The following is a 23,325-nucleotide window of genomic DNA, read 5'->3' on the forward strand; positions in this document are numbered from 1 at the left end:
ATGGCCCTGAACCCGAATATTTGGTGGCCTCCAACGAAGCGATCCCGTCACTGCGCGACCGGCCCTCGGCCGCAATATCGGTGGCCCTCAGAAGAGCGAATACTCAGGTGGCGCCGATCGTGACCGGTTCCCGGTCCCGAGTGATCTGGGAGGTGCTCGAGAGCGCATATCGACGCCTCGGGTTTCATGCTGTGGTCGACGACGACGTGTTCATGAAGCTCGTCCTCGCCCGTGTGGTCGAGCCGACAAGCAAGGCCGACACGATCCGGGTCCTGGACGAACTCGGGGTCGAGGCGCCGGGGCTGCGGACGATCTGGCGAACCCTCGCGAGGTGTGTTGAGCAGGATTGGAGGGGCAAGCTCGCCACCGCCGCCTTTGCACATGCGACCCGGCACGGCCAGCTGAAGCTGGTGCTCTACGACGTCACCACCCTTTACTTCGAAGCCGAAGACGAGGACGCGCTCCGCAAGGTGGGGATGAGCAAGGAACGCCGCGTCGACCCGCAGATCGTCGTGGGGATGCTCGTCACTCCGGACGGGTTCCCGCTCGAGGTCCACGAGTTCCCCGGCAACACCGGTGAGACCCTTACCCTGCTCCCGGTGCTGCGCGCGTTCCAGAACCGTCACCAGGTCGATGATGTCGTGGTCGTTGCGGACGCCGGCATGCTGTCTGCCAGCAACTTGAACCAGATCGAGGATGCCGGGTTCTCGTTCATCGTCGGGTCCAGGATCAGCAAGGCCCCCTACGACCTCGCCGAGCACTTCGATCGGCACGGGGGTGTCCTCTACGACGGCGGCACCCTGGAATCGAAACGGATCATGGGCGTCGGGCCGAACGCACGGGAGCGGCGGGTGGTCTATCACTACTCGGCCAAGCGTGACCGGCGTGACAACCACACCCTGGACAAGCAAGTCGAGCGGGCGCAGAAGATCGCCGACGGGAAGAGACCGCTGAAAAAGGACCGGTTCGTGAAACTCACCGGCACCCGCCCCGCGGTCGATCAAGCCCTTGTCGACCGGGCCCGCCAACTCGCCGGATTGAAGGGCTATGTGACCAACATCCCCGCGATCCGGCTCCCCGGCGGCGAGATCGTGGCGGCGTATCACGAGCTGTTCCAGGTCGAGGCGTCGTTCCGGATGGCGAAGACCGACCTCCGCGCACGACCGATGTTTCACCACGAAGCCGACTCGATCCACGCGCACCTCACGATCGTGTTCACCGCCCTCGCGATCTCACGCCACCTCCAAGCCGCCACCGGCGTGAGCATCCGCAAGATCGTCCGCACCCTGCGGCCGCTGCGCGACGTCACCATCCGCATCAACGGGAACGAACTGACCGCAACGATCCCGCCCGGAGCCGAAGCGCACGCCATCCTCGAGGCCACCGCGGGGCACTAACTTGGCACGACTCAGGGGCGCCAGGTCATTCTCCTTGCGCGTGAAGGGTGCGTCTCGCGCTTGCGCCGCGCCTGCCGCGCGACAAACGGGCGGCAGTAAGCAGGGATCGGGAATTGTCGGTGCGCGGCGTATGAGGCCGGCCGCCGCGCTGCCTTCTTTTGGTGGGAATCAGGACCGCACGAGTCGCGCGATGGCGTCGGTGGCTTCCTTGATCTTGATGTCCGCCTCGTCGCCTCCCGCCCGCGCGGCGTCGACGACGCAGTGTTTGAGGTGCTCATCGAGCAGCCCTACGGCAACGACCTGCAGCGCGCTGGTGAGCGCGCTGATCTGCGTCAGGATGTCAATGCAATACTTCTCGTCTTCGACCATCTTGTGCACGCCGCGCGCCTGCCCCTCGATGCGCTTCAGCCGGTTGAGGAACTTGGATTTGTCGGTGATGTAGCCGTGTCCGGCGGACCCGGATCCGGATTCGGTCTCCGACTCGTGGATGAGCTCGTCAACGGTGGATGACATGGCGCGACCTCCTGGCGGTTTAGGGCTAGCGATTTAGGACGGAGCGGACGGATGCCTCGGGCTGCAGATCGAGGCGTCGGAGCAGCTGGGCGTTGATTGCGACGACGATCGTCGACAGTGACATCAGGATCGCACCAATCGACATCGGCAGCACGAATCCGATCGGCGCGAGCACGCCGGCGGCTAGCGGGACCGAGATCAAGTTGTAACCGGCGGCCCACCACAGGTTCTGCTGCATCTTGCGGTAGCTCGCCCGCGAAAGCTCGATGACTGACACTACCGAGCGGGGGTCGGAGCTGGCGAGGATGACTCCGGCGGAGGCGATCGCGACGTCGGTGCCGGCGCCGATTGCGATGCCGACATCGGCCTGCGCGAGGGCGGGGGCATCGTTTACGCCATCGCCCACCATCGCGACCTTGCGTCCGCCGTGTTGTAGTTCGGCGACCTTCGCGGACTTGTCTTCGGGGCGGACGCCCGCGAAGTACCGGTCGATGCCGAGTTCGCCCGCGACTGTGCGCGCGACGGCATCTGCGTCGCCGGTGATCATGACGACTTCGACCCCGAGGGCGTGCAGCGCGTCGACGGCTTCGCGCGATTCGGGCCGGATCTCGTCCGCGAGCCGTAGCCCGCCGATGACCGCGCCGTTCTGCATGACGTGCAGGATGATCGCGCCCTCATCTCGCCACGCGTCGGCGGCGGGGATCTCGGATGCTGCGGCCTCGGCGAGCAGTGCCGGCCCGCCGACTCGGATCTCGGTGCCCTCGACCATCGCCGTGACGCCGACGGCGGGGGAGGAGCGAAAGCCGGATGCGCGCGGCACGTCCAGGCCCTGATCGTGTGCGGCGCGCACGATTGCCCTGGCCAGCGGATGCTCGCTGTCGGCTTCGGCCGCGGCGGCGAAGCGCAGCACGGTGTCGGGGTCGACATCCCCCACCGTCTGCACGTCGGTGACGGTCGGCTCACCCTTGGTGAGCGTGCCGGTCTTGTCGAAGAGCACGGCATCGATCGTGCGCATGCTCTCGAGCGCCAGGCGGTCCTTGACGAGCACGCCCCCGCGCGCGGCGCGCTCGGTCGCAATCGACACCACGAGGGGGATCGCGAGCCCGAGCGCATGCGGGCACGCGATCACCAGCACCGTGATGGTTCGCACGACGGCGGCGTCCGGATTGCCGAGGACGCTCCAGACGAGCGCGGTGATCACGGCGGACGCGAGTGCAAACCAGAACAGCCACGCTGCGGCGCGGTCGGCGAGACGTTGCGCCCGCGACGACGAGGCCTGCGCCTCGGTGACGAGCCGCTGGATGCCGGCGAGGGTGGTGTCGTCACCCGTCGCGGTGATCCGCACGCGCAGTCCCGAATCGGTGGCGACGGTGCCCGCGACGACCGGGTCGCCCACACCGCGCGACACGGTGCGGGATTCCCCCGTGACCATGGACTCGTCCATGTCGGCGCTGCCATCGACGATGCGCCCATCGGCGGGAACACTGCCCCCGGGGCGGACGATCACGACGTCGTCGACCCGGAGGTCGGAGGGGGAGACAGTGACCACGTCGTCGTCTTCGACCCGTTCGGCCTCGTCGGGCAAGAGCGCCGCGAGCGAGTCGAGGGCCGAGGTGGTCTGTGCGAGCGAGCGCATTTCGATCCAGTGCCCGAGCAGCATGATCACGATCAGCAGCGCCAGCTCCCACCAGAACTCGAGCTCGTGATCCAACAGCCCGAGGCTCGCGCCCCAGGAGGCGAGGAACGCGACGGTGATGGCGAGGGCGATCAGCAGCATCATGCCGGGGGTGCGGGCACGCAATTCGGCGACCGCACCGGTGAGGAACGGGCGCCCGCCCCACACATACATGACGGTACCTAGCGCGGGGGCGATGAATGCGGCGCCCGGGAAGTCGGGCAGCTGGTATCCGACGAGCATCGCAAACATGCTCGAGAACGCCACGACGGGTACGGCAATGATCAGGTTGATCCAGAACAGCCGACGAAATTGCATTACGTGATCGGCCCCGTGGCCCGCATGTGCCCCGCCGTGTTCTGAGTGTGCGTCGTGCTCTGCCATCTGTCCGGTGTGCTGAACGTGCTCCCCGGGGTGCGTCCCCCCAGGGGCGTGGTCAGAGGTGTTTGAGGTCATGGGCCTTTCCTATCGACAACGTCGTCGCGATCATCGGGTGGAACAGAGTGAGCGAGCGATTCAGCGGGCTCCATCGAGCCCGCATGTCATATCCATACCCGAAACTCGTTCATCGACATGACAACTTCCCCTCCTGGGGGGTCGCCTTTGTTGGTATGGCGACAAGTTCACTGTATACCCCCATTGGGTATGGCGGCCGTGCGCGAGACGCTCTGGCTTGCTACGTACGTGTGACTTAGTACCGCAGCCCCCTACCGGTATGCAACCCCCTCCGTGGATGGGTATGCCCGTTGTAGCGTGCCGCTGGTCGGGCATCCGCCCGGCGGGAAAGGAGCAATGACGATGACCATTACGGGAGACATGCTGCGCACCCACCCGAAGGCCGATGCGAGCAATGCGCTGCTGACGTGTATCGAGGCGTGCGTGGAGTGCGCCCAGTCGTGTGCCGCGTGCGCTGACGCGTGCCTCAGCGAGGACATGGTCGCGGAGCTCACCGAATGCATCCGCAAGAACCTAGACTGCGCCGACGTCTGCGCCGCGACCGCTGCCGTACTGACCCGCCAGACGGGCAGCAACCCCGACACTATTCGTGCGGTCCTCGAGGCGTGCCGAGCCGCGTGCGCCGCTTGCGCGGAGGAGTGCGAGCAGCACGCCGAGATGCACGAGCACTGCAAGATCTGCGCAGAGGCGTGCCGCCACTGCGAGCAGGCCTGCGTCGAGATGCTCGCCGCCTGAGAGCGCGACCGATCGCGCCTCGACCGACGAGAGGCAATCGACGGTACGAATGAGTGAATGATTACGAATGAGTGAATGAGGAGATGATCCGTTTGTCGACGAATCAGAACAACGACCAACAGCGTGACCACAACGAGCACCAGACGGAGCAGAAGTCGCGGATGCAGATGCCGATGTATCTGCGATTCGCGGCGATGATCCTCACCGCGATGGTCGTCATGTATTGGGTGATGTTCGCCGGTTCGTGGGAGTGGGGCCACGTCCGCTTCAGCGAGAGCCGTGTGTTCATGGCGGTCACGATGGGCGGCACCATGGTGTTGGTCATGATCGCCTGGATGCTGAACATGTACAAGAACACGAAAGCGAACATCGCGATCGTCGCAGTCGGGGTTTTGCTGATCGGCGGCGGCATCGCTCTCGACCGCAGCCAGATCACGGTGGATGACACGGACTGGATGAGCGCAATGATCCCGCATCACTCGCTCGCCATCACCCGTTCCGAACGGGCGCAGATTCAGGATGTGCGCGTGTGCGAACTCGCGATCTCGATCAGCGAAGCTCAGCGAAACGAGATCCTCGAGATGGACTGGCTGATCAAGGACATCGAGGAGAACGGCATCGCCGCCACTGTCGCCGAGGCTGAGGCCCGCGAGGTACCCGAGTTCGATCGCGCCGCCGCGCGCCAGTGCCCCGCCGAGTAACTGGCGTAGGAGCCCGACGGGCATGTTACGCCGCATCGCCATCTGAGGCTGAAGCGGTGGTGCTTGCCTAGTCGAAGGAGAGAATGAAAGTCGAGGAACGACGCGATGCTGCCGGAGACTATGACGTGCTGTCCGTCGTAGTCGGTGTCGCACTGATTCTCGTTGGCCTTCGTGACGTATTCCACACGCTGTTTCACCCCGCCGGCCGCGGAGGGGTGAGCACGTGGGTGATGCGCGGAACCTGGCGGGTATCCCGGTGGCCGAGGGGGAGCCCGTCACCGCTTGCCGGGCCGGTGGGAATCGTCCTGGTCATCGTCGTCTGGGCAGCGCTGCAGGTTTTCGGGTGGACACTGATCTATCTGCCTCAGATGCCGGACGGCTTCAGCTTTGCCCCGGGTATCAACCCGGACCGCTATCCCGATCTCTTCTCGTCGATCTACCTCTCCCTCGTCACGCTTGGGACCCTCGGCTACGGAGACGTCGTCGCGACCACCCCCGCGCTGCGAATACTTGCCCCGCTCCACGCACTCACCGGCTTCATTCTCTTCACCGCCGCCGTATCGTGGATCATGCAGCTCTACCCCGCGCTGAACCGTCGCCGCACTACCACCTTGCGGACCCGGAGTCTCGTTGAAGGCGGGTTCGTGTCCCGCCTGGAACGCGACGAAGCGTACGAGACCGATGCGCTGGTGATGAACGAAATCGCCTCAGCCCTCGCGCAAACCCGCGTCGATCTCATGCAGAGCGCCGAAACCTACTACTTCGCCGAGAAGGATCGGTCCCTCGCGCTGCCCCAAGCGATGACCACCGGCTGGGGCATCGCGAAAACGGCCAAGAAGAGCCGCATCCCCATCGTGGTGGCCGCCGGAGAGGTGCTCACGGTCGCCGTTTCCGACCTCGCCACCCTGCTGCAGGACGAGTTCTTGCAGCAAGCCGGCGACGACATCCCCGCCATCATTGACGCAATAGCACGCGATCAAGGAGGAACCCGCTCCGCGGGCTGAAAGAAGGCACTTTCCTTGCCCCGCACGAGGCCCGAGCCCGTGGGAACGCCGTGAGAAAGATTGACGAAAGCTCAGGGCCTTCGCAGTACACGGCCGAAAGGTCAAGTCTCGCGGAATGACAGCGAAGCCGGCCTGTTGTGCACGTATGAAAGGTGTTCCTGCTTGGGTTCAAATCCCACCGTCACCGCCACTTTTGAGGCCGGTTTCAGTCGGATTCGATCAGCTGGGGCCGGTGTGATGTCTCAGGACATGGGTGACGGTTCTGCATCAGGACATCGGTGACACTTCTTGTATCAGGACATCGGTGGCAGTTCTTTGGGTTTGGGTCCGCGGGGCCTGCCGTTGCCGACGTAGCGGATGCCGGGTGGTGGCCAGAGGTGTTCGACGATGAGGGTGCCGCGTTCGTCGAAGACCATGATCCCGGCGGGCTCGTAGAGGACGAACACGTCCTGTCCGCGCATCGGGTAGCTGATGTTGAAGATGCAGCCGCGGACCTTGATTGATCCGTTCGGATGGACTGTCGCGACGCGGATCCCGTCGAGCACCCGACCGTTCGGCGAGGGTGCCGGCGGGAGCGGATCGTTCGGCTTGCGTTTGATGGTTCGAGGTCTGGGCGGGGTCGCTTTCTGTGTCGCTTCCCACGCCTGCAACGGTGTGATCCGGCCGGGCAACGCCTGATGCGGGCGTTCGGTGTTGTAGATGTGGTCGAACCGGTCGACCTGAGCCTGCAGTTCTCGGAGGTTGCCGGCGATGGGCTGCTTGTCGAGGTAGCGGAACAAGGTCTGGTGGAACCGCTCGTTCTTGCCTTGCGTGGTCGGCTTGTAGGGCTTCCCGGTGATCGGTTCGACGCCGAGCCGGGACACATACTCGACGAGCTGCCCGATGATTCCGCGGCGTGAGGGGTTCAGTGCGATGCCGTTGTCCGACAGCAGCCGCTGAGGAACACCGTGACGTTTGATCGCCTTGCGGACCACCCGGATCGCGTCTCTGGAGGTCTCGCCGACGGCGGCGTGGGACGCGACGGCGTAGCGGGAGTGGTCGTCTATGAGCTGGAAGATCACGCATTTGCGGCCGCCGGCGAGGACGTACTCGGTCGCGTCGAGCTGCCAGCATGCGTTGGGCGCCGGATACACGAACCGGCGATACGCGGCCCGCGGCTTCTTCCTCGGCTCGACTCGGGCGACACCGGCCTCCCGGAAGATCCGCGCCAGAGCAGCGATCGACGGCACCGGTGCCATCCCCAGGGCGATCATCTTGTCGTGCACGCTGATCGGCCCGTGATCCAGCCCGGACTCCTCCAGCGCGCGCCGCACCCCCACTGCCTGAACCTTGACGTCGTCGGCGATGGCCGTCGGGCTGGACTTCGGTCGCCGGCTCCGCGGCTCGAGCGCCGCGGCCTGCCCCTCGACGAGGGCGCGATTGCGGATCGCGTAGAACGTCTTCCGCGAGATCGAATGCTCCGCGCAGAACGTCGTCACTACCCCACGCGGCGCATCCGGCGGCCACTGCGCGATCGCGAGACGGACACGAGGATCGACAGGCTCAACACGGCTCATCCCTCACAAATAGAGGAGAAGTGTCACCACCAAACAGCCCCGAACTGTCACCGATGTCCTGATGCAGACTCGTCACCGATGTCGTGAGACATGACACCGGTCCGCAAGGGCGTCAAGGTCGTCATCGAAGAGGTCGCTGTAGACGTCCAGGGTCATGGCGGGGCTGGCGCGCTGACCTGGCGTTGACAATGAGCGGGCGCAGGATCAGCCGCGGAGTGGTGAGCCGGTGACGGTGAACTGATGTCCGCCGATGTGGCCCGACAGAAGCGGCATCGCCTCTTCGATCGCCGCACGAACGCTGTCGAGTTGCAGTGACGCACGATGTGCTTCGGCGGATGTCCACAACTCCGCGACGAACACGGTGTCGGGCTCGTCGTCGCTGATGCCGACCTCGTACAGGAGGCAGCCGGCCTCGTTGAGCTGGGGGTTGGGTCGCGTCAGAATCGCGACGACGTCATCACGTCTACCGGGCCGGACGCCGAGGGTGCCCACGTTTGCGAAGGTCATGAGCTTCACGGTACCCGGGGTGATCCGTCGGTCACCTCGGCCGCATCCCCGCTGACCGGGTCTCTGAGTATCGTGCGCAGGGTGCCCTGCGGGGTGGAGCGGGTGAAGGTGTCGAGATGGATCTCGTGGTGGGGGCCGGCTCGGTGCAGATTTCGGCGTCGCGCGTAGTCGCCGAGGCGTTCGAGGGTTGCGAATTCGTCCGCGAACGGTCCGTGGTGCATGACCTGGACGACGTCCTGCTCCGGGATCGAGAATGCCGTGACGTCGTCGCCGGCGGTGTCCGCGGTGCTCGCGGCGCGGGCGCGCGCGGCGGCGATGTCCGCTTCGGTCGTGCCTTCGGGTACGCGCGTGAGTACCCGATACCGCAGGGTCGGGATCGGGTTCACGCTGTAGAAGTCCGCGATCTCCACCGGAGCGGAGCCTCCCAGGTACCAGAACTGGAGCTCCACGACGGGAGTCTCGTCGCTCTCGGTGAGGGCGCGGGCGATGCCGGAGACGAGGATCTTCTTGCGGTAGAACTCGTCGCTGCCGGGGGCGCCGTTGCCGAGCACGGCGACGTAGTCCACGCGGGGTGTCCGTACGTGCTCGGGCGTGTCGGATGCGTGCAGGTGCTGGGTCAGCTCAGGGGTGGTCATGCGCGCGGCTCGGTGCGGGCGATGGTCGATTCCAGTCCGGCACGGATGCTGGACATCGTGTCGGCGTAAGCCTCGTCCAGATCGATATCGAGCTTGTCGGCGAGAACGAATGTCCACCAGATCGATTCGGCGAGTCTGTGTTCCAGCTCGGCTTTCGGATCACCGTCGATGGCCCAGGTCCCGTCGTGGGCGAGGAGGAGGCGGCCGATGGAGCCGACGTCGTTGGAGAATCCGATCATCAGTTCGTGCAATGACCAGGTTTTCCCGTTGATGCGCTCCTCGAGCACTTCGTACAGGGATCGGACCGCGAGAGCTTGCTCTCGCGCGACGGAGAGCGACGATGTCTGCTCAGGCATGGGTGTGATCCTTCGGGTCGGTGGCTTGATGCTCGGCGAAGCGTGAGGTGCTGAGCGGTGTGGGAAAGCCGGTCAGAGCGTGTCGCGCCATCGCCAGGAGGGATTCGCGGGTCACCCCATCGGCTGCGCGGATGGCGAACCCGCTGCTCACGGTGATCAAGAAGGCTGCGAGCTCGTCGGGGTCCTCGTCTTCTCGGAGGTCGCCCTCGTTGATTGCTCGGCGGAACCTGTCGGCGAAGAGGCACTGGATCCGCGCCCGGTTCTCAGTTAGGTGCGCGAGTTGCGTGGATCCCTCTGTGGCGACCGCAGCCTGCACGGAAAGGCAGCCCGCGGGGCGTCCGGGAGTTGTCACCGCGATCACGTTTCCGGTGAGGAAGGCCGCGGCGACGGCGAAGGCGGTCGGCTGGGCGAGGGCGTCGGTGATGTAGCCCATGTTGCGATCCACGTAACGGCGCAGTGCCGACTGGAACAGCCGTGCCTTGTCCCCGAACGTGGCGTAGAGACTGGGCGGCTTGATGCCCATCGCGGCGGTCAACTCCGACAGGCTCGCGCCTTCATAGCCACGCCGCCAGAAGACATCGATGGCAGCATCCAGGACAACGTCGGGATCGAATGCACGCGGGCGTCCCACACCAGCCATGGCGGCCATCTCCTATTGCATAGTGATTGATACAAAATAGATCATGTCACAGGACTCGCTTCGACGCCGGGGGCGCCCCGCCGGAATCCGTGCGCCCGCCCAGTGCCCGAAGCGCGTAGAGGATCGTCGCGAGGTCGACGAGCTCCTGAGTGAGCGCACCGACGACCGCCGGGATGACACCCGTCGTCGCGACGAGCATGAGCCCGATGCTGAGTCCGATGCCGATCCAGATCGCGGTCAGCGCGACGCGCAGGGTGTGCCGGCCGATGGCCACGGCCTCGACCACCTTCGTGAGCGAGTCGACCAGGATCACGATGCCGGCAGCATCCCCCGCCGCGGTGGCGCCCTTCGCACCCATGGCGACCCCGATGTCGGCGGCCGCGAGCACCGGCGCGTCGTTCACTCCGTCGCCGACCATCATCATCGGGCGAGGCTGCAGGCCCGCCGCGATCTTGACCTTCTGACCCGGCAACAGCTCGGCGTGCAACTCGTCGATGCCGACGGCGCCGCCGATCGACGCGGCGGTGGGAGCGGCGTCGCCGGTGAGCATCACGATCCGCTGCACCCCGTCGCGTCGCAGGCGGCCGATCACCTCGGCGGCCTCGGGGCGCGGGTCATCCGCGAGCACCAGGGCGCCCGCATACCGGCCGTCCACGGCGACGTATGCGGCCGCCTGACCCGGCCGGAGGGGCTCGGGGCGCGTGTCGGGTGCGACCGAAGCCACGTATGCGGGCTTGCCCACGACGACCCTGCGGTCTTCGATGACGGCTGTGACGCCGTGGGTGGCGACCTCGGTCGCCTCCGACGCCGAGTGCAGCATCACGCCGCGGTCGATGGCGGCGGTGCGGATGCTGTCTGCGAACACGTGCGACGAGTACTGCTCCGCGGACGCGGCCAGCATGAGTACTTCGAGCTCGTCGGCACCCGCGGCCGGCACGACCGCGACGAGGACGGGGCGGCCGCGGGTCAGCGTGCCGGTCTTGTCGAACGCCGCCGAGCGCACCCGCGCGAGCTGCTCGATGACCGCGCCGCCCTTGATGATCACGCCGGCCTTGGCCGCGCGGGAGAGGCCGCCCAGGAACGCGACGGGCGCCGCGATCAGCAGCGGACACGGGGTGGCGAGCACCAAGACCTCTGCGAATCGCGTCGGATCGCCCGAGAGGGCCCAGGCGACGGCGGCCAGGGCGAGGGCTGCCGCCGTGAAGGGGATCGCGAAGCGATCGGCGAGCCGCACGACGGGCGCACGCGACTGTTCCGCGGCGTGCACGAGGGCGATGATCTGCTGGTACTGGCTGTCGGCGCTCCGTCGGATCGCCCGGACGCGCACCGCGCGGGTGCCGTTCACGGCGCCCGAGAGCACCACCTCGCCCATCGAGCGCTCGGCCGGCATGCTCTCCCCGGTCAGGGAGGACTCGTCGAACGTCGCGGTGCGCGAGAGCAGGATGGCATCCACCGGCACGATCTCGCCCGGCCGCACGAGCAGGACGTCACCGATCTCGAGCTCGTCGACCGGTGCGTCTCGCGGCTCCTGCTCCAACCCGCCGGCGGGGGCGAGAACGTGGGCAATGCGCGGCGACCTGTCCAGCAGCGCGCTGAGGTCGCGGCGCGCGCGCCGCTGCGCGACGTCCTCGAGCGCCCTGCCGCCGGTGAGCATGAGCACCACGATCAGCGCCGCGACGTACTCGTCGACGGCAACCGTCGCCGCGACGGCCATGACCGCCAGGACGTCGAGGCCGACGTGCCCGCGAACGAGGTCGCGCACCATACCGACGAGGATCCAGGCGACGACGGCAGCGGCCCATGCGATGGCCGCACCCCGTGCCGGAGCGGCGGCCCCGGCCCCGGCCAGCACGAGCACGACGGCGAGCACGGCGACGGTCGCCACGACGGTGGGGTACGCGCGCACCAGCCGAAGAATCCTCATGTCGGCGACCAATCCCACGTCCGGGCGACGGCCCGGGACGAGCAGATTCTCGCACGGTGCGGCCCGCAGAGGACGAGTCCTCACTCTTGCGCCGGCGGGGATGTCGGGGCCAGGTTGTACGGTGACAGCATCCGACGGCGGCGCCTGCATGAGCGCTCCGCTCCGTCGTCCTCAGAGGAGTCCCGCATGGCCGAGTCGGTCGCCCCGTCGGGCGCGTCGCCGCAACCCGCGCAGCACACGCCCGGGCCCCGCACGATGCGCGCGTTTTATTAGGTGCTGGGCAACACCGCCGTCGCGAACGTGACCTCCAGCTATCTGTGGTGGGCGCTGACCTTCTGGGCCTACCTCGAGACGCGATCGGTGCTGGCCACCGCGATCATCGGCGGCTCCTACATGCTGCTGGTCGCGGTGTTCGGCGTCGTGTTCGGCGTCATCGTCGACCGCATGAAGAAGAAGGCGGTCATGGTGCTCTCGAGCCTCGTGACGCTCTCGACCTATCTGCTCGCCGGTGGCCTGTACCTATCTTTTCCCGAGAGCGTGCTCGTCGACTGGGGCGGGCCGTGGTTCTGGGTGTTCGCCGGCGTCATCCTCGTCGGCGGCGTGGTCGAGAACCTGCGCAACATCGCGCTGTCGACGACCGTGACGCTCCTCGTGCCGGCCGACCGCCGCGACAGGGCGAACGGCCTCGTCGGCGCCGTGCACGGCATCGCCTTCATGGTGACGAGCGTCTTCTCCGGGCTCTCCATCGGACTGCTCGGCATGGGGTGGACGGTGGTCATCGCGATCGTGGCGACCGCGCTCGCGTTGACCCACCTGCTCTTCGTCCCGATCCCGGAGCGCGGTGTCGTCCACGTCGAGGGGGCGGCGCCGCAGGGGTTCGGATTCCGAGAGGTCATCCCCGCCGTCATCGTCGTGCCGGGGCTGCTGGCACTTATCCTCTTCTCGACGTTCAACAACCTCGTCGGCGGTGTCTTCATGGCACTGATGGATCCCTACGGACTCACCCTGTTCTCGGTCGAGATGTGGGGCATCATCCTCGGTATCACGAGCGTCGGCTTCGTTCTGGGCGGCGGGCTGGTCGCGAGATTCGGCTTGGGCAAGAACCCCGTGCGCACCATGCTGCTGGTCAATGTCGGCATTGCGCTGCTCGGCATGACCTTCGCGATCCGCGAGGCGTGGTGGCTCTACGCGCTCGGCATCCTCGTGTTCATGTGTCTCATGCCGATCGCCGAGGCCTCCGAGCAGACGATCGTCCAGCGGGTCGTGCCCTTCGACAAACAGGGCAGGGTCTTCGGCTTCGCCGCGAGCGTCGAGTCGGCGGCGGCGCCGGTGTCGTCCTTCCTCATCGGGCCGCTCGCCCAGTTCTGGCTGATCCCCTTCATGAACTCCGCGGCCGGTCAGGAGTCGCTCGGCTGGCTGCTCGGACCCGGCGAGGCCCGCGGCATCGCCCTGGCCTTCGTCGGCGCGAGCGCGGTGCTGCTCGTCGTCGTCCTCCTCGCGTTCGTCTCTCGCCCCTATCGGCGCCTGTCCGCCGCCTACGCCGCCGCCCCGCCGCCCCTGTCGACCGACGATGACATCGTGCCCGACATGGAGGTCACGCACCTGCCTTCCACGCGCTGACCGCCCCGCCGCGTAGGCTCGGGCACTATGGCTGCCGGCGCGACGATCCACACATTCACGGTGCAATTGGCCGATGTGGATCGCGGCGTCTACGACGAGCTCTCGCTGAGGGTGGCGCGGCATCCCTCCGAAACCGATGCCCACATGCTCACCCGGGTCCTGGCGTACTGCCTCGAGTTCGAGGAGGGCATCGCCTTCAGCGAGGGCATCGCGGCGACCGACGAGCCCGCCGTGCTCGTGCGCGACCTGACCGGACGCATCACCGCGTGGATCGAGGTCGGGGCGCCGGATGCCGCACGGCTGCACTTCGGCAGCAAGCTGGCCGATCGCACCGCGGTCTACACCCACCGCGACGCGGCGAAGGTGCGCGCCGCGTGGGTCGGCAAGACGATCCACCGCGCCGACTCGATAGCGCTGTTCGCGTTCGACCCGGGCTTCGTCGAGACCGCGGCCGGGTTGATCGCGCGCCGCAGCTCGATGACGCTCTCCGTCACCGAACGCCAGCTCTACCTCGACCTCAACGGCACCGCGCTCAGTTCATCGATCCACGAGTTCACCGCCCAGTAGCCCCGCCACCACGCGGCGGCGGGGCTGCCCGACCTCACTCGGGGTCGAGGACGAAGTCATAGACGGCGACCTCCCCCGATCCGCCCTCGGCGGGCCGGGGGTCGAGCAGCAGCTCGGGCTTGACCGCGCCGGCGATGTCGTCCTCGTTGTGCGGGTCGCCCGGGAAGTACAGCTGCGTGGTGATCAGCTCGTATCCCGGGTGCGAGATCTTGAAGTGCAGGTGCGCGGGGCGCCAGGCGTGCCACCCGGCGGCGTCGATGAGCACTCCGCAGGCTCCCTCCGTGGGGATCTGGTAGGGAGCCGGCCGCACCGTGTGGATGGCGAAGTCGCCGTTCTCATCCGCGATGAAGGTGGCCCGCAGGTTCCATTCGGGCACCCCGGGGGCGAACTGCGAGTAGAAGCCGAGGTCGTCGGCGTGCCAGAGCTCGATCTTCGCCCCGCTCAGCGGAGTGCCGTCGACCGCACGCACCTGACCGGTGAACAGCAGCGGGGTGCCGGGCTCGTCGTCGCGCATCGGAATCGTGCCGTCGGAGGGGAGCACGGGGGCACCGGTGACGTAGTACGGGCCCTCGATGGTGCCCTTGCTGCCCTTGCGATGAGCGCTGGCGACCTCCTCGACCGAGTGCTCGAGCCACACATCGAGGAAGAGCGGCCACTCGCCGTCCTCGCCGACCTTGATCAGCCACGCTTTGAGGGCGTTGTACTCGGGATAGGTGAGCTTCTCCTCGACGATGATGTCGTTCAGCGCCTGGATGGCGCGGCCCGCGAGACGGCTGACCCGCGCGTGGTCGACGGTGCCGCCGGATGCGCCGTGCAGGCGCTCGAGGAACTGCTCGGTCGCGTTGGCGCCCGAGTCCGCGGCGCGCGCGCTGACCTCGGCATCGAAGCTGGTGTCGGTCATGGTCGAACTCCTTTGTTTCGTTGGGTGGGTGTCACAGCCGGGACGGGTGCGCCGCCAGCGGCGTGACGTCGATGGTCATGTAGGGGAAGAGCGGCAGATTCGAGAGGATCTCGTGCAGGTGGTCGTTGTCGCGCGCGTCGAAGACCGAGTAGTTGGCGTACTCGCCCACGACGCGCCACAGCTCGCGCCAGACGCCCTCGCGCTGCAGGCGGTGCGAGTAGGCCTTCTCCTGCGCCTTGATCTCGTCCGCCCGCTCGGCGGGCAGGTCGTGGGGGATGTGCACGTCCATGCGGACCAGGTAGAGCACGTCAGCGGTTCCTTTCGTCGAGGCGGTAGTACGCGAGCTTGTCGGGGTCGACGGTGACGCCCACGCCGGGCAGGGCGGGCGCGGCGACCGAGCCGTCCACGATGACGGGCGGCTCTGCGCTGAGGTCGTCGGCCATGTCGAGGAAGTTCGACAGCTCGGCGGCGTTGCGCGAGGAGTGCGCGAACGCCGCGCCGAAGACGACGGTGGCCGTGCTGCCGATCGCGGTGTCGATCTGGTTTCCCATGATCACCTCGACACCCACGGCCTCGGCGTAGGCCAGGACCTTCTGGGATTCGGTGAAGCCCGTGCGGGCCGTCTTGATCGACAGGGCGCTCGCGCCGCCGGTCTGGATCTCTCGCGCCGCATCGCCGAGGGACGGCGCGGACTCGTCGGCGACGATCGGTACGCGTGAGTGCTGCACGAGGCGTCGTCGGCCGAGCACCTCCTTGGCATCGTCCGGCTCCTCGAAGAACGTCAGCCCCAGGTCCGCGGTCGCATCCAGCACCCGCATGGCGTCGGCGGCGGTCCATCCCCGGTTCGCGTCGAGATAGAGCTCGACATCCGACCCGAGCTCGGCACGCAGCGCCGTGCAGAGCTCGATGTCCAGTGAGAGGGGATACCGGCCGACCTTGACCTTGAAGGCGGTGATCCCGTACTCGTCGCGATAGCGCCGGGCTTCGTCGACCATCTGTCCGACCGGCGCGAAGCCCACCATGTGCGACACGCGCACCGAGGGTGCGAAGCCTCCGAGAAGCCGGTGCACCGGGGTGCCGAGAGCGATCCCGATGATGTCCCAGAGCGCGATGTCGACGGCGCCCTTGGCGGCGTAGTTTCCGACCGTCCGGTGCAGGCGCGCATGGATCGCGCCCCGATCCATCGGATCCGCGCCGCGGAGGGCCTCGGTGAAGAGGCCGTGCAGCAGGGCGACGACGCCGGCCTGCGTCTCGCCTTAGGTGTAGGGGCGGGGAGGCACGTCGGCGACGCCGACGATGCCGGTGTCGGTGATCAGGCGCAGCAGCACGTTGTCCATGTGATGCACGGCGCCGCTGGCGAAGTGCAGGGGCTTTCGCATCGGGATGCGGTAAGGGATCGCCTCCACCCGTTCGATGATCACGCGCGTGCTCCTTCGGCGTCGACGAGTCGGGTGAGGAAGTCGATGAAGCGGCGCACGGCGGGCGAGGGGTCATCGCCCCGCCAGGCGACCGCCAGTCCCGTCGGCGGGGCGTCCTCGACGTCGCGGAAGACCGTGCCGCCGAGGTTGAGTGACGTCGCCGACGAGGGTACGAGGGCCGCGCCGATGCCTGCGGCGACGAGAGAGAGCAGCGTGGATGTCTCGGACACGCGTTGCGCGTGGCGGGGGCGCGCGCCCACCTCGACCCATCGCGCGGCGATCGTGCGCGACAGAGTCGACTCCTCGGGGTAGCCCACCAGCACCTGGCCGTCGAAATCCGCCATCCGCAGGTGGGGACGCGTCGTGAGGGGTGAGCCCGCCGGCAGCGCCGCGACGATCCGCTCGCTCACGCTCGGCAGATATCGGATCTCGTCCGAGGTGACGGGCGGGCGCAGCAGCGCCACGTCGATCCGGTGTTCCAGGAGCGCCGCCTCCAGCTGGGGGGTGAGTAGTTCGCCGCTGACCGAGAGGGCGATGCCCGGCAGCTCATCACTGGCCTCGCGCACCACGCGCGGCATCAGCCCGTACGTCGCCGAGCCCGTGAAGCCCACCCGGAGCACGCCCTGCAGCCCGTCGCCCACGCGCGCGACGTCGGCGCCGAGCGCGTCGAGGTCGTCGATGATGCGTCGTCCGCGCTCGAGCAGAAGCGAACCGGCCGCCGTCAGTTCGACTCGTCGCGTCGTGCGGGTGAGCAGGGTGGCGCCGAGGGTCGCCTCCAGCTGGCGGATCTGCTGGGACAGCGGGGGCTGGGCCATCATCAGCCGAGCGGCGGCCCGTCCGAAGTGCTGCTCTTCGGCCACGGCGATGAAGTAACGCAGCTGTCGCGTCTCGATCATCGCCCGCCTCCTCGCGTCCGGTCGCGCACGGCGACAGTTGCACGATACCCGCGCTCATTCATATTGAGAATGACCAGCATTGTCCTGATTCAGACTTCGTACATCTCAAACACGGCGGCTGCTCCGGTCGTATCACCGGGACCCGGCATCCCCTCTTCCCCGCAGGAGGAGACTCATGGACCTTGAGCGTTTTCGCGTCGCGACATTCAACCTCTACAACTTGCAGATGCCCGGCCTCGACATGAATCCCGGGCAGCGCCCCTGGACGGACGCCGAGTTCGACCGCAAGGCATCCTGGATCGGCGCGCAGCTGCGACAGATCGACGCCGACGTGGTCGGGCTCCAGGAGCTGTGGCACCGCGAGGCGATGGCGCGGGTGCTCGCCGCATCCGGGCTCGACGCCGAGTACGAGCTGCTGGCGGAGCCGGCGGGCGGCGGGCGCATCATCTGCGCGGCGCTCGTGCGCCACGGCCTGCGCGCGGGGGCGCCGCAGTGGATCGAGAACTTCCCCGACGGGCTGCGCCTCGAAACCGATGACCCCATGGATCCGCAGTCGCCCGGCATCCGGGTCGCGATCGGCAGGTTCGCGCGGCCGGTGCTGCGGGCGGGTGTGCGTCTGCGCGAGGATCACGCCGTCGTCCAGGTGTACGTCACGCACTTCAAATCCAAGCTGCCGACCCGCGTCGATACCGAACCGTGGTTCCGCGAGGATCCCGATCGATATCGGCCGCACACCACCGCCATCGGTGCCGCGCTCGCCACGATCCAGCGCACGGCCGAGGCGGCGGCGCTACGTGTCCTGCTCACCGCCGAGATGAAGGGCACCGTCACGCCGGTGATCGTGCTCGGCGACGTCAACGACGGTCAGCACAGCAACACCGTCAACATCCTCACCGAGCAGCCCCGATACCTGGTGGGCGACGGGCGTGGCGGCGCCGACATCGGGCTGTACACGGCGCAGACCCTGCAGGAGTACCGCGACACCCGCGACGTCTACTACACGCACGTGCACGAGGATCTACGCGAATCCCTCGATCACGTCCTCGTCAGCGAGCAGTTCTACGACAACAGCCGTCGTCGGCTGTGGCTGTTCGACGGGCTCGCGATCAACAACGACCATCTCGGTGACGAGGATCACCGCGCCACGGGCAGCGGCGACCACGGCATCGTCGTGGTGCGTTTCGCCTATCGGCCCTTCAGGGGGTGATGGGGGATGCTGCACACCCGTCGCCGCGGCGCGCGGGGCGCAGCATCCGCCCGTTCATCCGCCCGTTCATCCGCCCGGCGTCGGGGCGAAGGTCGTCACGCCCAGGCCGTGCCCGGCGAGGGTGATCAGGTCGGCCATCGTGAAGTCCCCGGCGACCGCGGAGGGCAGGGTCGGGGTCCAGTCGGGCTGCTGGTGCAGATACGACGAGGGGTCCTTCTCCATCAGTCCGAGGAAGACCTCGGCGACGATGCGCCCGCCGACCTCGCCCAAGTGCCGACCGCCGGCCTGCACCTCCGCCTCCTTGAGGATGTAGTACCACAGAGGAGCGGGGCCGCCCTCGGGAAGCCCGAGCGTCGTGTCGTCGAGCACGGTCGCACCCATGTGATGCGCCACGGCCTGACCGGAGGGCAGCATCAGTCGCGCGCCCCGGGTGAGGTTGCGGTCGATCAGGCTGGGGCGGCTGCCGCCGATCTCGGCCGGCAGGTCGTGCAGCGGATTGGCCAGCCGCGTGTCGATCGCGCGGGTCAGCTGTAGCGCGTCGCTGCCGGCGCCCGCGACCTCGAAGAAGCGCGCCCACTCGATCGTCCAGAACGCCGGGAGGACGCGGAAGCCGCCGAAGTGTCCGAGCGGGTCGTCGTTCACCGAGCCGGGCTTGAAGGTCGGCAGGCCGCCCTGCTGGGCGCCGACCAGAGTGTTCAGGCGGTAGCGCCCACGGATCTGGGAGTGCCCGAAGCGGTACGCGGCGACCGAGAACTCCACCGGCATGTAGGGCTCGTAGCGCCAGTGATACGCGCGGCGCACCACCCGGGGCACCGGGCCGGAGGTGTCGAGCACGTCGTCGAGCATCTGCGCCCCGACCGTGCGGCGCAGATAGTCGTGCACGACGAGCCACTGGTAGTGCCACCGCACGATGCGCTGCGCGGCCTCGAAGGGGCTCTCCAGACCCTGCAGGAGGGCGGGGTCGTCGTGCACGCGGGCGAGCACCGCGTTGTGGAACTTGAGCATCGTCAGCTGCAGCTGGCTGACGAAAACGTTCTCGTCGTTGCGCGGGTCGCCGATCAGCGCGGTGCCCTCCTCGTTGCGGGGGAGGTCGTCCTCGTCGTCGTGCCGACCGATCAGGAACGCCTCGCGTCCCGACGCCTTGCTGTACAGGAAGGGGTCGTCGGCCGGTCCCCGTCCGTAGAGGGAGTCGAGATCGAATCGCGGCGTGCGGAAGTTCGTCAGCGCGTCGGGGTCGTTCTGGCGGTCGAGACTCGACGCCGTGTCGAACGTCAGGTCGTGATCGATGAACTGACCGAGGTAGGTGAAACCGGCCGGGATGTCGGGGTTGTCGATGCTCGAATCTCGGGCGGAGTCCCCCTCGAGCATGAGCGCGGCCACCTCGAGGATGCGCTCGGGGGTCGGGGTGAACGGCGGCAGCCGGAACATCCGGCCGAACCGGCCCTCGTACGACCGCGACGCGGGCACGTAACCCAGGCCCCGCAGCTCGTAGCCGTGCCCGCGCGCACTGCGGGTCCCCCCTCCCATGCCGTGTCCCGATGCGGTGCGGGCGAGCACCTGCTCGGGCGTCGGCGGTGAGGTGACTTCGGTTTCGGCGGCGGCCGCCGGTGCGTCATTCACGATGGTGGTCACGATGAGCCCCTCTCTCCTCGCGGTGCGGGCGCCGGCGGGTGTCTCCCGCGCGTCCGGACCCGGTCTCCAGAGTCGCGCAGGATCGCGCGCGGATCTGTACGCACAAGTGCGTAGTCAGCTCGACATCGCCCGCTCGCGCGCCGGCGTCGACGGATGCTGCCGGGCAGGCGCCGGCGCGGCGAGCCGGTGCTCGATCACTTCCACACCGGGCGCAGGGCCGCGCATCCGCGTACGCGGCAGGATGCCGCGCTCGTGCGCGATCATCACCGCCGAGAGCCGGTCGTGCACGCCGAGCTTGGTGTACGCATGCTGCTGATGAAGGCTCACCGTGCGCGAGGAGATCGAGAGGCGATCGCCGATCGCGACGGCCGTCAGGCCCCGCGCGGTGAGTGCCAGGACGCTCAGTTCGCGCCCCGTCAGGTGCGCGTCGCGCGCGGCGGCGGCCGCGTCGGGATGGGGGCGGCTGCCCTCGAGCACGACACTCTGCGCGTCGATCGCCCGCAGCAGGGGTCGAAGCGTCTCGAGCAGCGCGCACGCCGCGCGGCCCATGCGCTCGGTCGTGCCGAGGCACAGCCACCGGTGCGACATGCCGGGGGCGTGCGCGAGGGGCACGAAGAGGGCGTCGATGAACCCGTCGCCGCGCGCGTGCGCGAGCAGCTCGCGCGCTCCCGGTTCGTCATGAAAGCGACGCGCATCCGCGAGGCAGCGCACGTGCGGGTCGTTCGTCGCCGCGTAGTGGCGGCTGAGCGGGTGCCGGGGGACGGCGCGCACGTAGTACGCCGTGTCGAGGTGGGGTGCCCGGTAGCGCGCGATGCGTGACGCGGTCGGGCCCGTGTCGACGATGCCGACCGCCGCATCGCCGAACTGCGCGCTCGCCGTCGCGCAGACATCCACCATCGGATCGTGCTCGGCGGGCAGCGTCATCAGATGAGCGGCGAGATCGATCCACCGCTCCAGATGCGGGGCTGCCACCACGGACGCCTTCTCCCTCGAGGCGCGGGCCGCGGCCCGGATGGCGGTGGCGTCGCGCAACTGCATCGAGTGTGCGGGCATCATCGCTGATACACGCACCCACCGTCGGACCGCGCTCGCGAAGCGAGGGGAGGTCGCGCGGTGTGCGCTCAGTATCCCGCGTGGCGCCGGCCCACGAAAGACCGCTCGTGCACCGCCGCGCTCACGGGGCGAGGATGCGCTCGCGCACCTCGCGGCGCTCACAGGGCGAGGATGCGCTCGCGCACCTCGCGGCGCAGCACTTTGCCGATGAGAGAGCGCGGCAGCTCGTCGAACTCGAAGATGCGACGCGGCACCTTGTAGGCGGCGAGGTGCCCGCGGCAGTAGTCGCGAAGTGCCTCGGCGTCGAACACCGCGCCGGGGCGCAGGACCACGGCGGCGGCGACCTCCTCGGAGCCGCCGGAGCGGGGCAGGGCGACGACCGCGGCGGACTCGACGTCCGGGTGAGCCGTGAGAGCCTGCTCGACCTCGGTCGGGGCGACGTTGAATCCCCCCGTGATGATCAGCTCCTTGAGCCGGTCCACGACGGTGACGAAGCCGTCCGCCGACACGCTCACGATGTCGCCCGTGCGCAGCCAGCCACCCGTCAGCAGCGCCGCGTCGGTCTCATCGCGCCGCCGCCAGTAGCCCTGGAACACCTGGGGCCCCCGCAGCAGCAGCTCTCCCTCGGTACCGGGCTCGACATCCCGCGTCGGATCGTCGACGTCGACCACGCGGATCTCGGTGCTCGGGAACGGCACACCCACGGTGCCCGGCCGGCGCGTCGGACCGATCGGGTTTCCGAGCGCGACGGGCGAGGTCTCGGTCATGCCGTAGCCCTCGACCAGGAGTCCACCCGTGGCGGATTCCCACTTCTCGACGGTGGGCACCGGCAGCGCCATCGCCCCGGAGATCGCGAACCGCACGGTCGACAGATCGAGCGTTCCGCGCGCCGCCGCGCGGGCGAGCTGGTCGTAGATGGGCGGCACGGCCGGGAGGAACGTCGGGGGGCTCTTGCGCGCCGCGGAGACGACAAGGTCGAGGTCGTACTTCGGGAAGAGCACGAGGCGCGCCCCGATGCTCATCGCGAACGTCAGGCACAGCGTCATCCCGTAGGCGTGGAACAGCGGCAGCACGCCGTAGAAGACCTCCTCGCCATCGTGCAGCCCGGGCACCCACGCTCGGCCCTGCATCGCGTTGGCGCGCAGATTGCGGTGGGTCAGGATCGCGCCTTTGGGGCTGCCGGTCGTGCCGCTGGTGTACTGCAGCACGGCCGTGTCATCGAGCAGCGGCCGGGGGTGCCTGTGCGAGAGGGCCCGGTGCCCGACCAGCTTCTCCCACCGGTACGGATGCCGCGCGGCGGGCTTCTGCGTCAGCTGGGCGCGCGCGGCCCGGGCGCGGGGGATCGGCAGGCGCAGGGCCAACCGTGTGCGCCTCGGCATCGCCTCGGTGATGTCGACCGAGACGATCTCGCGGACGGCGATGTCGGCGGGGAACGCGGCGACCGTGTCGTACACCTTGTCCCAGACGATCGCGAACGCGGCGGAGTGGTCTTCGAACTGGTGGCGCAACTCGCGAGCCGTGTAGAGCGGGTTGTGCTCGACGACGATCGCGCCCAGACGCAGCACCGCATAGAAGGCCACGACGTGCTGCGGGCAGTTGGGCAGCACCACCGCGACGCGGTCGCCCTTCTGCACACCGAGGCGGCGCAGCCCCTCGGCCGCGCGCGCGATCTGCTCGCCGAGCTCCCGGTATGTGGTCGTGGCGCCGAAGAACTCCAGTGCCACACCGCGCCGGTACCTCGTGACGCTCTCATCGATCATGTCGGTCAGCGTCTGCGTGACCTCGTCGATCGTGTCGGGCACGTCGGGCGCGTACGCCGCCAGCCAGGGCTTCGACGCATACGGGTACTCCTGCGACATCCGGCGACCTTCCGCTCACTCGTGCCTCAACAGTACGTGCCGTCTGCACGACGCCGGGGGAGGTTGCGCACAC

The 23,325-nt window shown here is 68.2% G+C and carries 22 protein-coding genes and 1 pseudogene; 7 read left to right on the forward strand and 16 right to left on the reverse strand.

Annotated elements, in window-relative coordinates; translation table 11 throughout:
• The first annotated feature begins 23 nt into the window (after positions 1-23).
• A complete protein-coding gene (locus AB2L57_RS02240; protein WP_409047937.1) occupies positions 24-1,397 on the forward strand; it encodes an IS1634 family transposase in 1,374 nt (457 codons plus the stop codon).
• A gap of 168 nt (positions 1,398-1,565) precedes the next feature.
• On the opposite strand, the gene AB2L57_RS02245 is transcribed toward AB2L57_RS02240, so the two are convergent.
• The gene (locus AB2L57_RS02245; protein WP_292815833.1) at positions 1,566-1,910 is read right to left on the reverse strand and encodes a metal-sensitive transcriptional regulator; all 345 of its coding nucleotides are present in this window, start codon (positions 1,908-1,910) and stop codon (positions 1,566-1,568) included.
• A gap of 25 nt (positions 1,911-1,935) precedes the next feature.
• A complete protein-coding gene (locus AB2L57_RS02250; protein WP_409047938.1) occupies positions 1,936-3,903 on the reverse strand; it encodes a heavy metal translocating P-type ATPase in 1,968 nt (655 codons plus the stop codon).
• Positions 3,904-4,383: 480 nt separating this feature from the next.
• Between AB2L57_RS02250 and AB2L57_RS02255 the strand changes: the two genes are divergently transcribed.
• From AB2L57_RS02255 to AB2L57_RS02265, 3 genes are all read left to right on the forward strand, one after another.
• Complete coding sequence (locus AB2L57_RS02255) at positions 4,384-4,776, forward strand: four-helix bundle copper-binding protein (protein ID WP_370651852.1); 393 nt, start codon at positions 4,384-4,386, stop codon at positions 4,774-4,776.
• Positions 4,777-4,847: 71 nt separating this feature from the next.
• Positions 4,848-5,477, forward strand: coding sequence for a DUF305 domain-containing protein (locus AB2L57_RS02260; protein WP_304689518.1), 630 nt, complete (start codon positions 4,848-4,850; stop codon positions 5,475-5,477).
• Between the two features lie 83 nt (positions 5,478-5,560).
• Positions 5,561-6,481, forward strand: coding sequence for a potassium channel family protein (locus AB2L57_RS02265; RefSeq protein ID WP_409047939.1), 921 nt, complete (start codon positions 5,561-5,563; stop codon positions 6,479-6,481).
• Positions 6,482-6,748: 267 nt separating this feature from the next.
• Here the strand turns inward: AB2L57_RS02265 and AB2L57_RS02270 are convergent.
• The 6 genes and pseudogenes from AB2L57_RS02270 to AB2L57_RS02295 all read right to left on the reverse strand — a co-directional run bounded on the left by AB2L57_RS02270 (position 6,749) and on the right by AB2L57_RS02295 (position 12,099).
• Positions 6,749-7,959 (reverse strand): annotated as a pseudogene (locus AB2L57_RS02270) (integrase core domain-containing protein).
• 282 nt (positions 7,960-8,241) lie between these two features.
• Complete coding sequence (locus AB2L57_RS02275; protein WP_292814148.1) at positions 8,242-8,544, reverse strand: putative quinol monooxygenase; 303 nt, start codon at positions 8,542-8,544, stop codon at positions 8,242-8,244.
• A 5-nt stretch (positions 8,545-8,549) separates the two neighbouring features.
• Entirely contained in the window at positions 8,550-9,179 is a 630-nt protein-coding gene (locus AB2L57_RS02280) for a GyrI-like domain-containing protein (protein ID WP_292814145.1), read from the reverse strand.
• Positions 9,176-9,535: a hypothetical protein gene (locus AB2L57_RS02285; RefSeq protein ID WP_409047940.1), complete on the reverse strand. Its 360-nt coding sequence runs from the start codon at positions 9,533-9,535 to the stop codon at positions 9,176-9,178. The genes AB2L57_RS02280 and AB2L57_RS02285 overlap by 4 nt, the downstream gene beginning before the upstream one ends.
• Complete coding sequence (locus tag AB2L57_RS02290) at positions 9,528-10,175, reverse strand: TetR/AcrR family transcriptional regulator (RefSeq protein ID WP_409047941.1); 648 nt, start codon at positions 10,173-10,175, stop codon at positions 9,528-9,530. The genes AB2L57_RS02285 and AB2L57_RS02290 overlap by 8 nt, the downstream gene beginning before the upstream one ends.
• 46 nt (positions 10,176-10,221) lie before the next feature.
• Positions 10,222-12,099 (reverse strand): heavy metal translocating P-type ATPase, encoded by a 1,878-nt coding sequence (locus AB2L57_RS02295; RefSeq protein ID WP_409047942.1) that lies wholly within the window; start codon positions 12,097-12,099, stop codon positions 10,222-10,224.
• Positions 12,100-12,372: 273 nt separating this feature from the next.
• Between AB2L57_RS02295 and AB2L57_RS02300 the strand changes: the two genes are divergently transcribed.
• Positions 12,373-13,719 (forward strand): MFS transporter, encoded by a 1,347-nt coding sequence (locus tag AB2L57_RS02300; RefSeq protein ID WP_409047943.1) that lies wholly within the window; start codon positions 12,373-12,375, stop codon positions 13,717-13,719.
• A 27-nt stretch (positions 13,720-13,746) separates the two neighbouring features.
• On the forward strand, positions 13,747-14,286 hold the full coding sequence (locus tag AB2L57_RS02305) for a YaeQ family protein (protein WP_409047944.1): 540 nt from the start codon (positions 13,747-13,749) through the stop codon (positions 14,284-14,286).
• Positions 14,287-14,320: 34 nt separating this feature from the next.
• Here the strand turns inward: AB2L57_RS02305 and catA are convergent, their stop codons facing one another.
• The 5 genes from catA to AB2L57_RS02330 form a co-directional block, all read right to left on the reverse strand.
• Positions 14,321-15,187 carry a catechol 1,2-dioxygenase gene (gene catA / locus AB2L57_RS02310; RefSeq protein WP_409047945.1) on the reverse strand — a complete coding sequence of 289 codons (867 nt, stop codon included), beginning with the start codon at positions 15,185-15,187 and terminating at the stop codon, positions 14,321-14,323.
• Between the two features lie 31 nt (positions 15,188-15,218).
• Positions 15,219-15,494, reverse strand: a complete 276-nt coding sequence (catC, locus tag AB2L57_RS02315; protein ID WP_409047946.1) for a muconolactone Delta-isomerase — start codon at positions 15,492-15,494, stop codon at positions 15,219-15,221.
• 1 nt (position 15,495) lies between these two features.
• Positions 15,496-16,371, reverse strand: a complete 876-nt coding sequence (locus AB2L57_RS02320) for a mandelate racemase/muconate lactonizing enzyme family protein (protein WP_409047947.1) — start codon at positions 16,369-16,371, stop codon at positions 15,496-15,498.
• A 72-nt stretch (positions 16,372-16,443) separates the two neighbouring features.
• Positions 16,444-16,608, reverse strand: a complete 165-nt coding sequence (locus AB2L57_RS02325) for a hypothetical protein (RefSeq protein ID WP_409047948.1) — start codon at positions 16,606-16,608, stop codon at positions 16,444-16,446.
• Positions 16,605-17,501, reverse strand: coding sequence for a LysR substrate-binding domain-containing protein (locus AB2L57_RS02330; protein WP_292812132.1), 897 nt, complete (start codon positions 17,499-17,501; stop codon positions 16,605-16,607). Before AB2L57_RS02330 ends, AB2L57_RS02325 begins: the two co-directional genes overlap by 4 nt.
• Positions 17,502-17,676: 175 nt before the next feature.
• Here AB2L57_RS02330 and AB2L57_RS02335 point away from each other — a divergent pair, with 175 nt between their 5' ends.
• The gene (locus tag AB2L57_RS02335; RefSeq protein ID WP_292812134.1) at positions 17,677-18,708 is read left to right on the forward strand and encodes an endonuclease/exonuclease/phosphatase family protein; all 1,032 of its coding nucleotides are present in this window, start codon (positions 17,677-17,679) and stop codon (positions 18,706-18,708) included.
• Positions 18,709-18,774: 66 nt separating this feature from the next.
• Here the strand turns inward: AB2L57_RS02335 and AB2L57_RS02340 are convergent, their stop codons facing one another.
• From AB2L57_RS02340 to AB2L57_RS02350, 3 genes are all read right to left on the reverse strand, one after another.
• Positions 18,775-20,340, reverse strand: a complete 1,566-nt coding sequence (locus AB2L57_RS02340) for a heme peroxidase family protein (protein WP_292812136.1) — start codon at positions 20,338-20,340, stop codon at positions 18,775-18,777.
• 114 nt (positions 20,341-20,454) lie between these two features.
• A complete protein-coding gene (locus AB2L57_RS02345) occupies positions 20,455-21,312 on the reverse strand; it encodes a response regulator transcription factor (protein ID WP_409047949.1) in 858 nt (285 codons plus the stop codon).
• Positions 21,313-21,551: 239 nt separating this feature from the next.
• The gene (locus AB2L57_RS02350) at positions 21,552-23,252 is read right to left on the reverse strand and encodes a long-chain-fatty-acid--CoA ligase (RefSeq protein ID WP_409047950.1); all 1,701 of its coding nucleotides are present in this window, start codon (positions 23,250-23,252) and stop codon (positions 21,552-21,554) included.
• Between the last annotated feature and the right edge of the window lie 73 nt (positions 23,253-23,325).

The organism is Microbacterium sp. HA-8, from assembly GCF_046111165.1.
Taxonomy (GTDB): domain Bacteria; phylum Actinomycetota; class Actinomycetes; order Actinomycetales; family Microbacteriaceae; genus Microbacterium.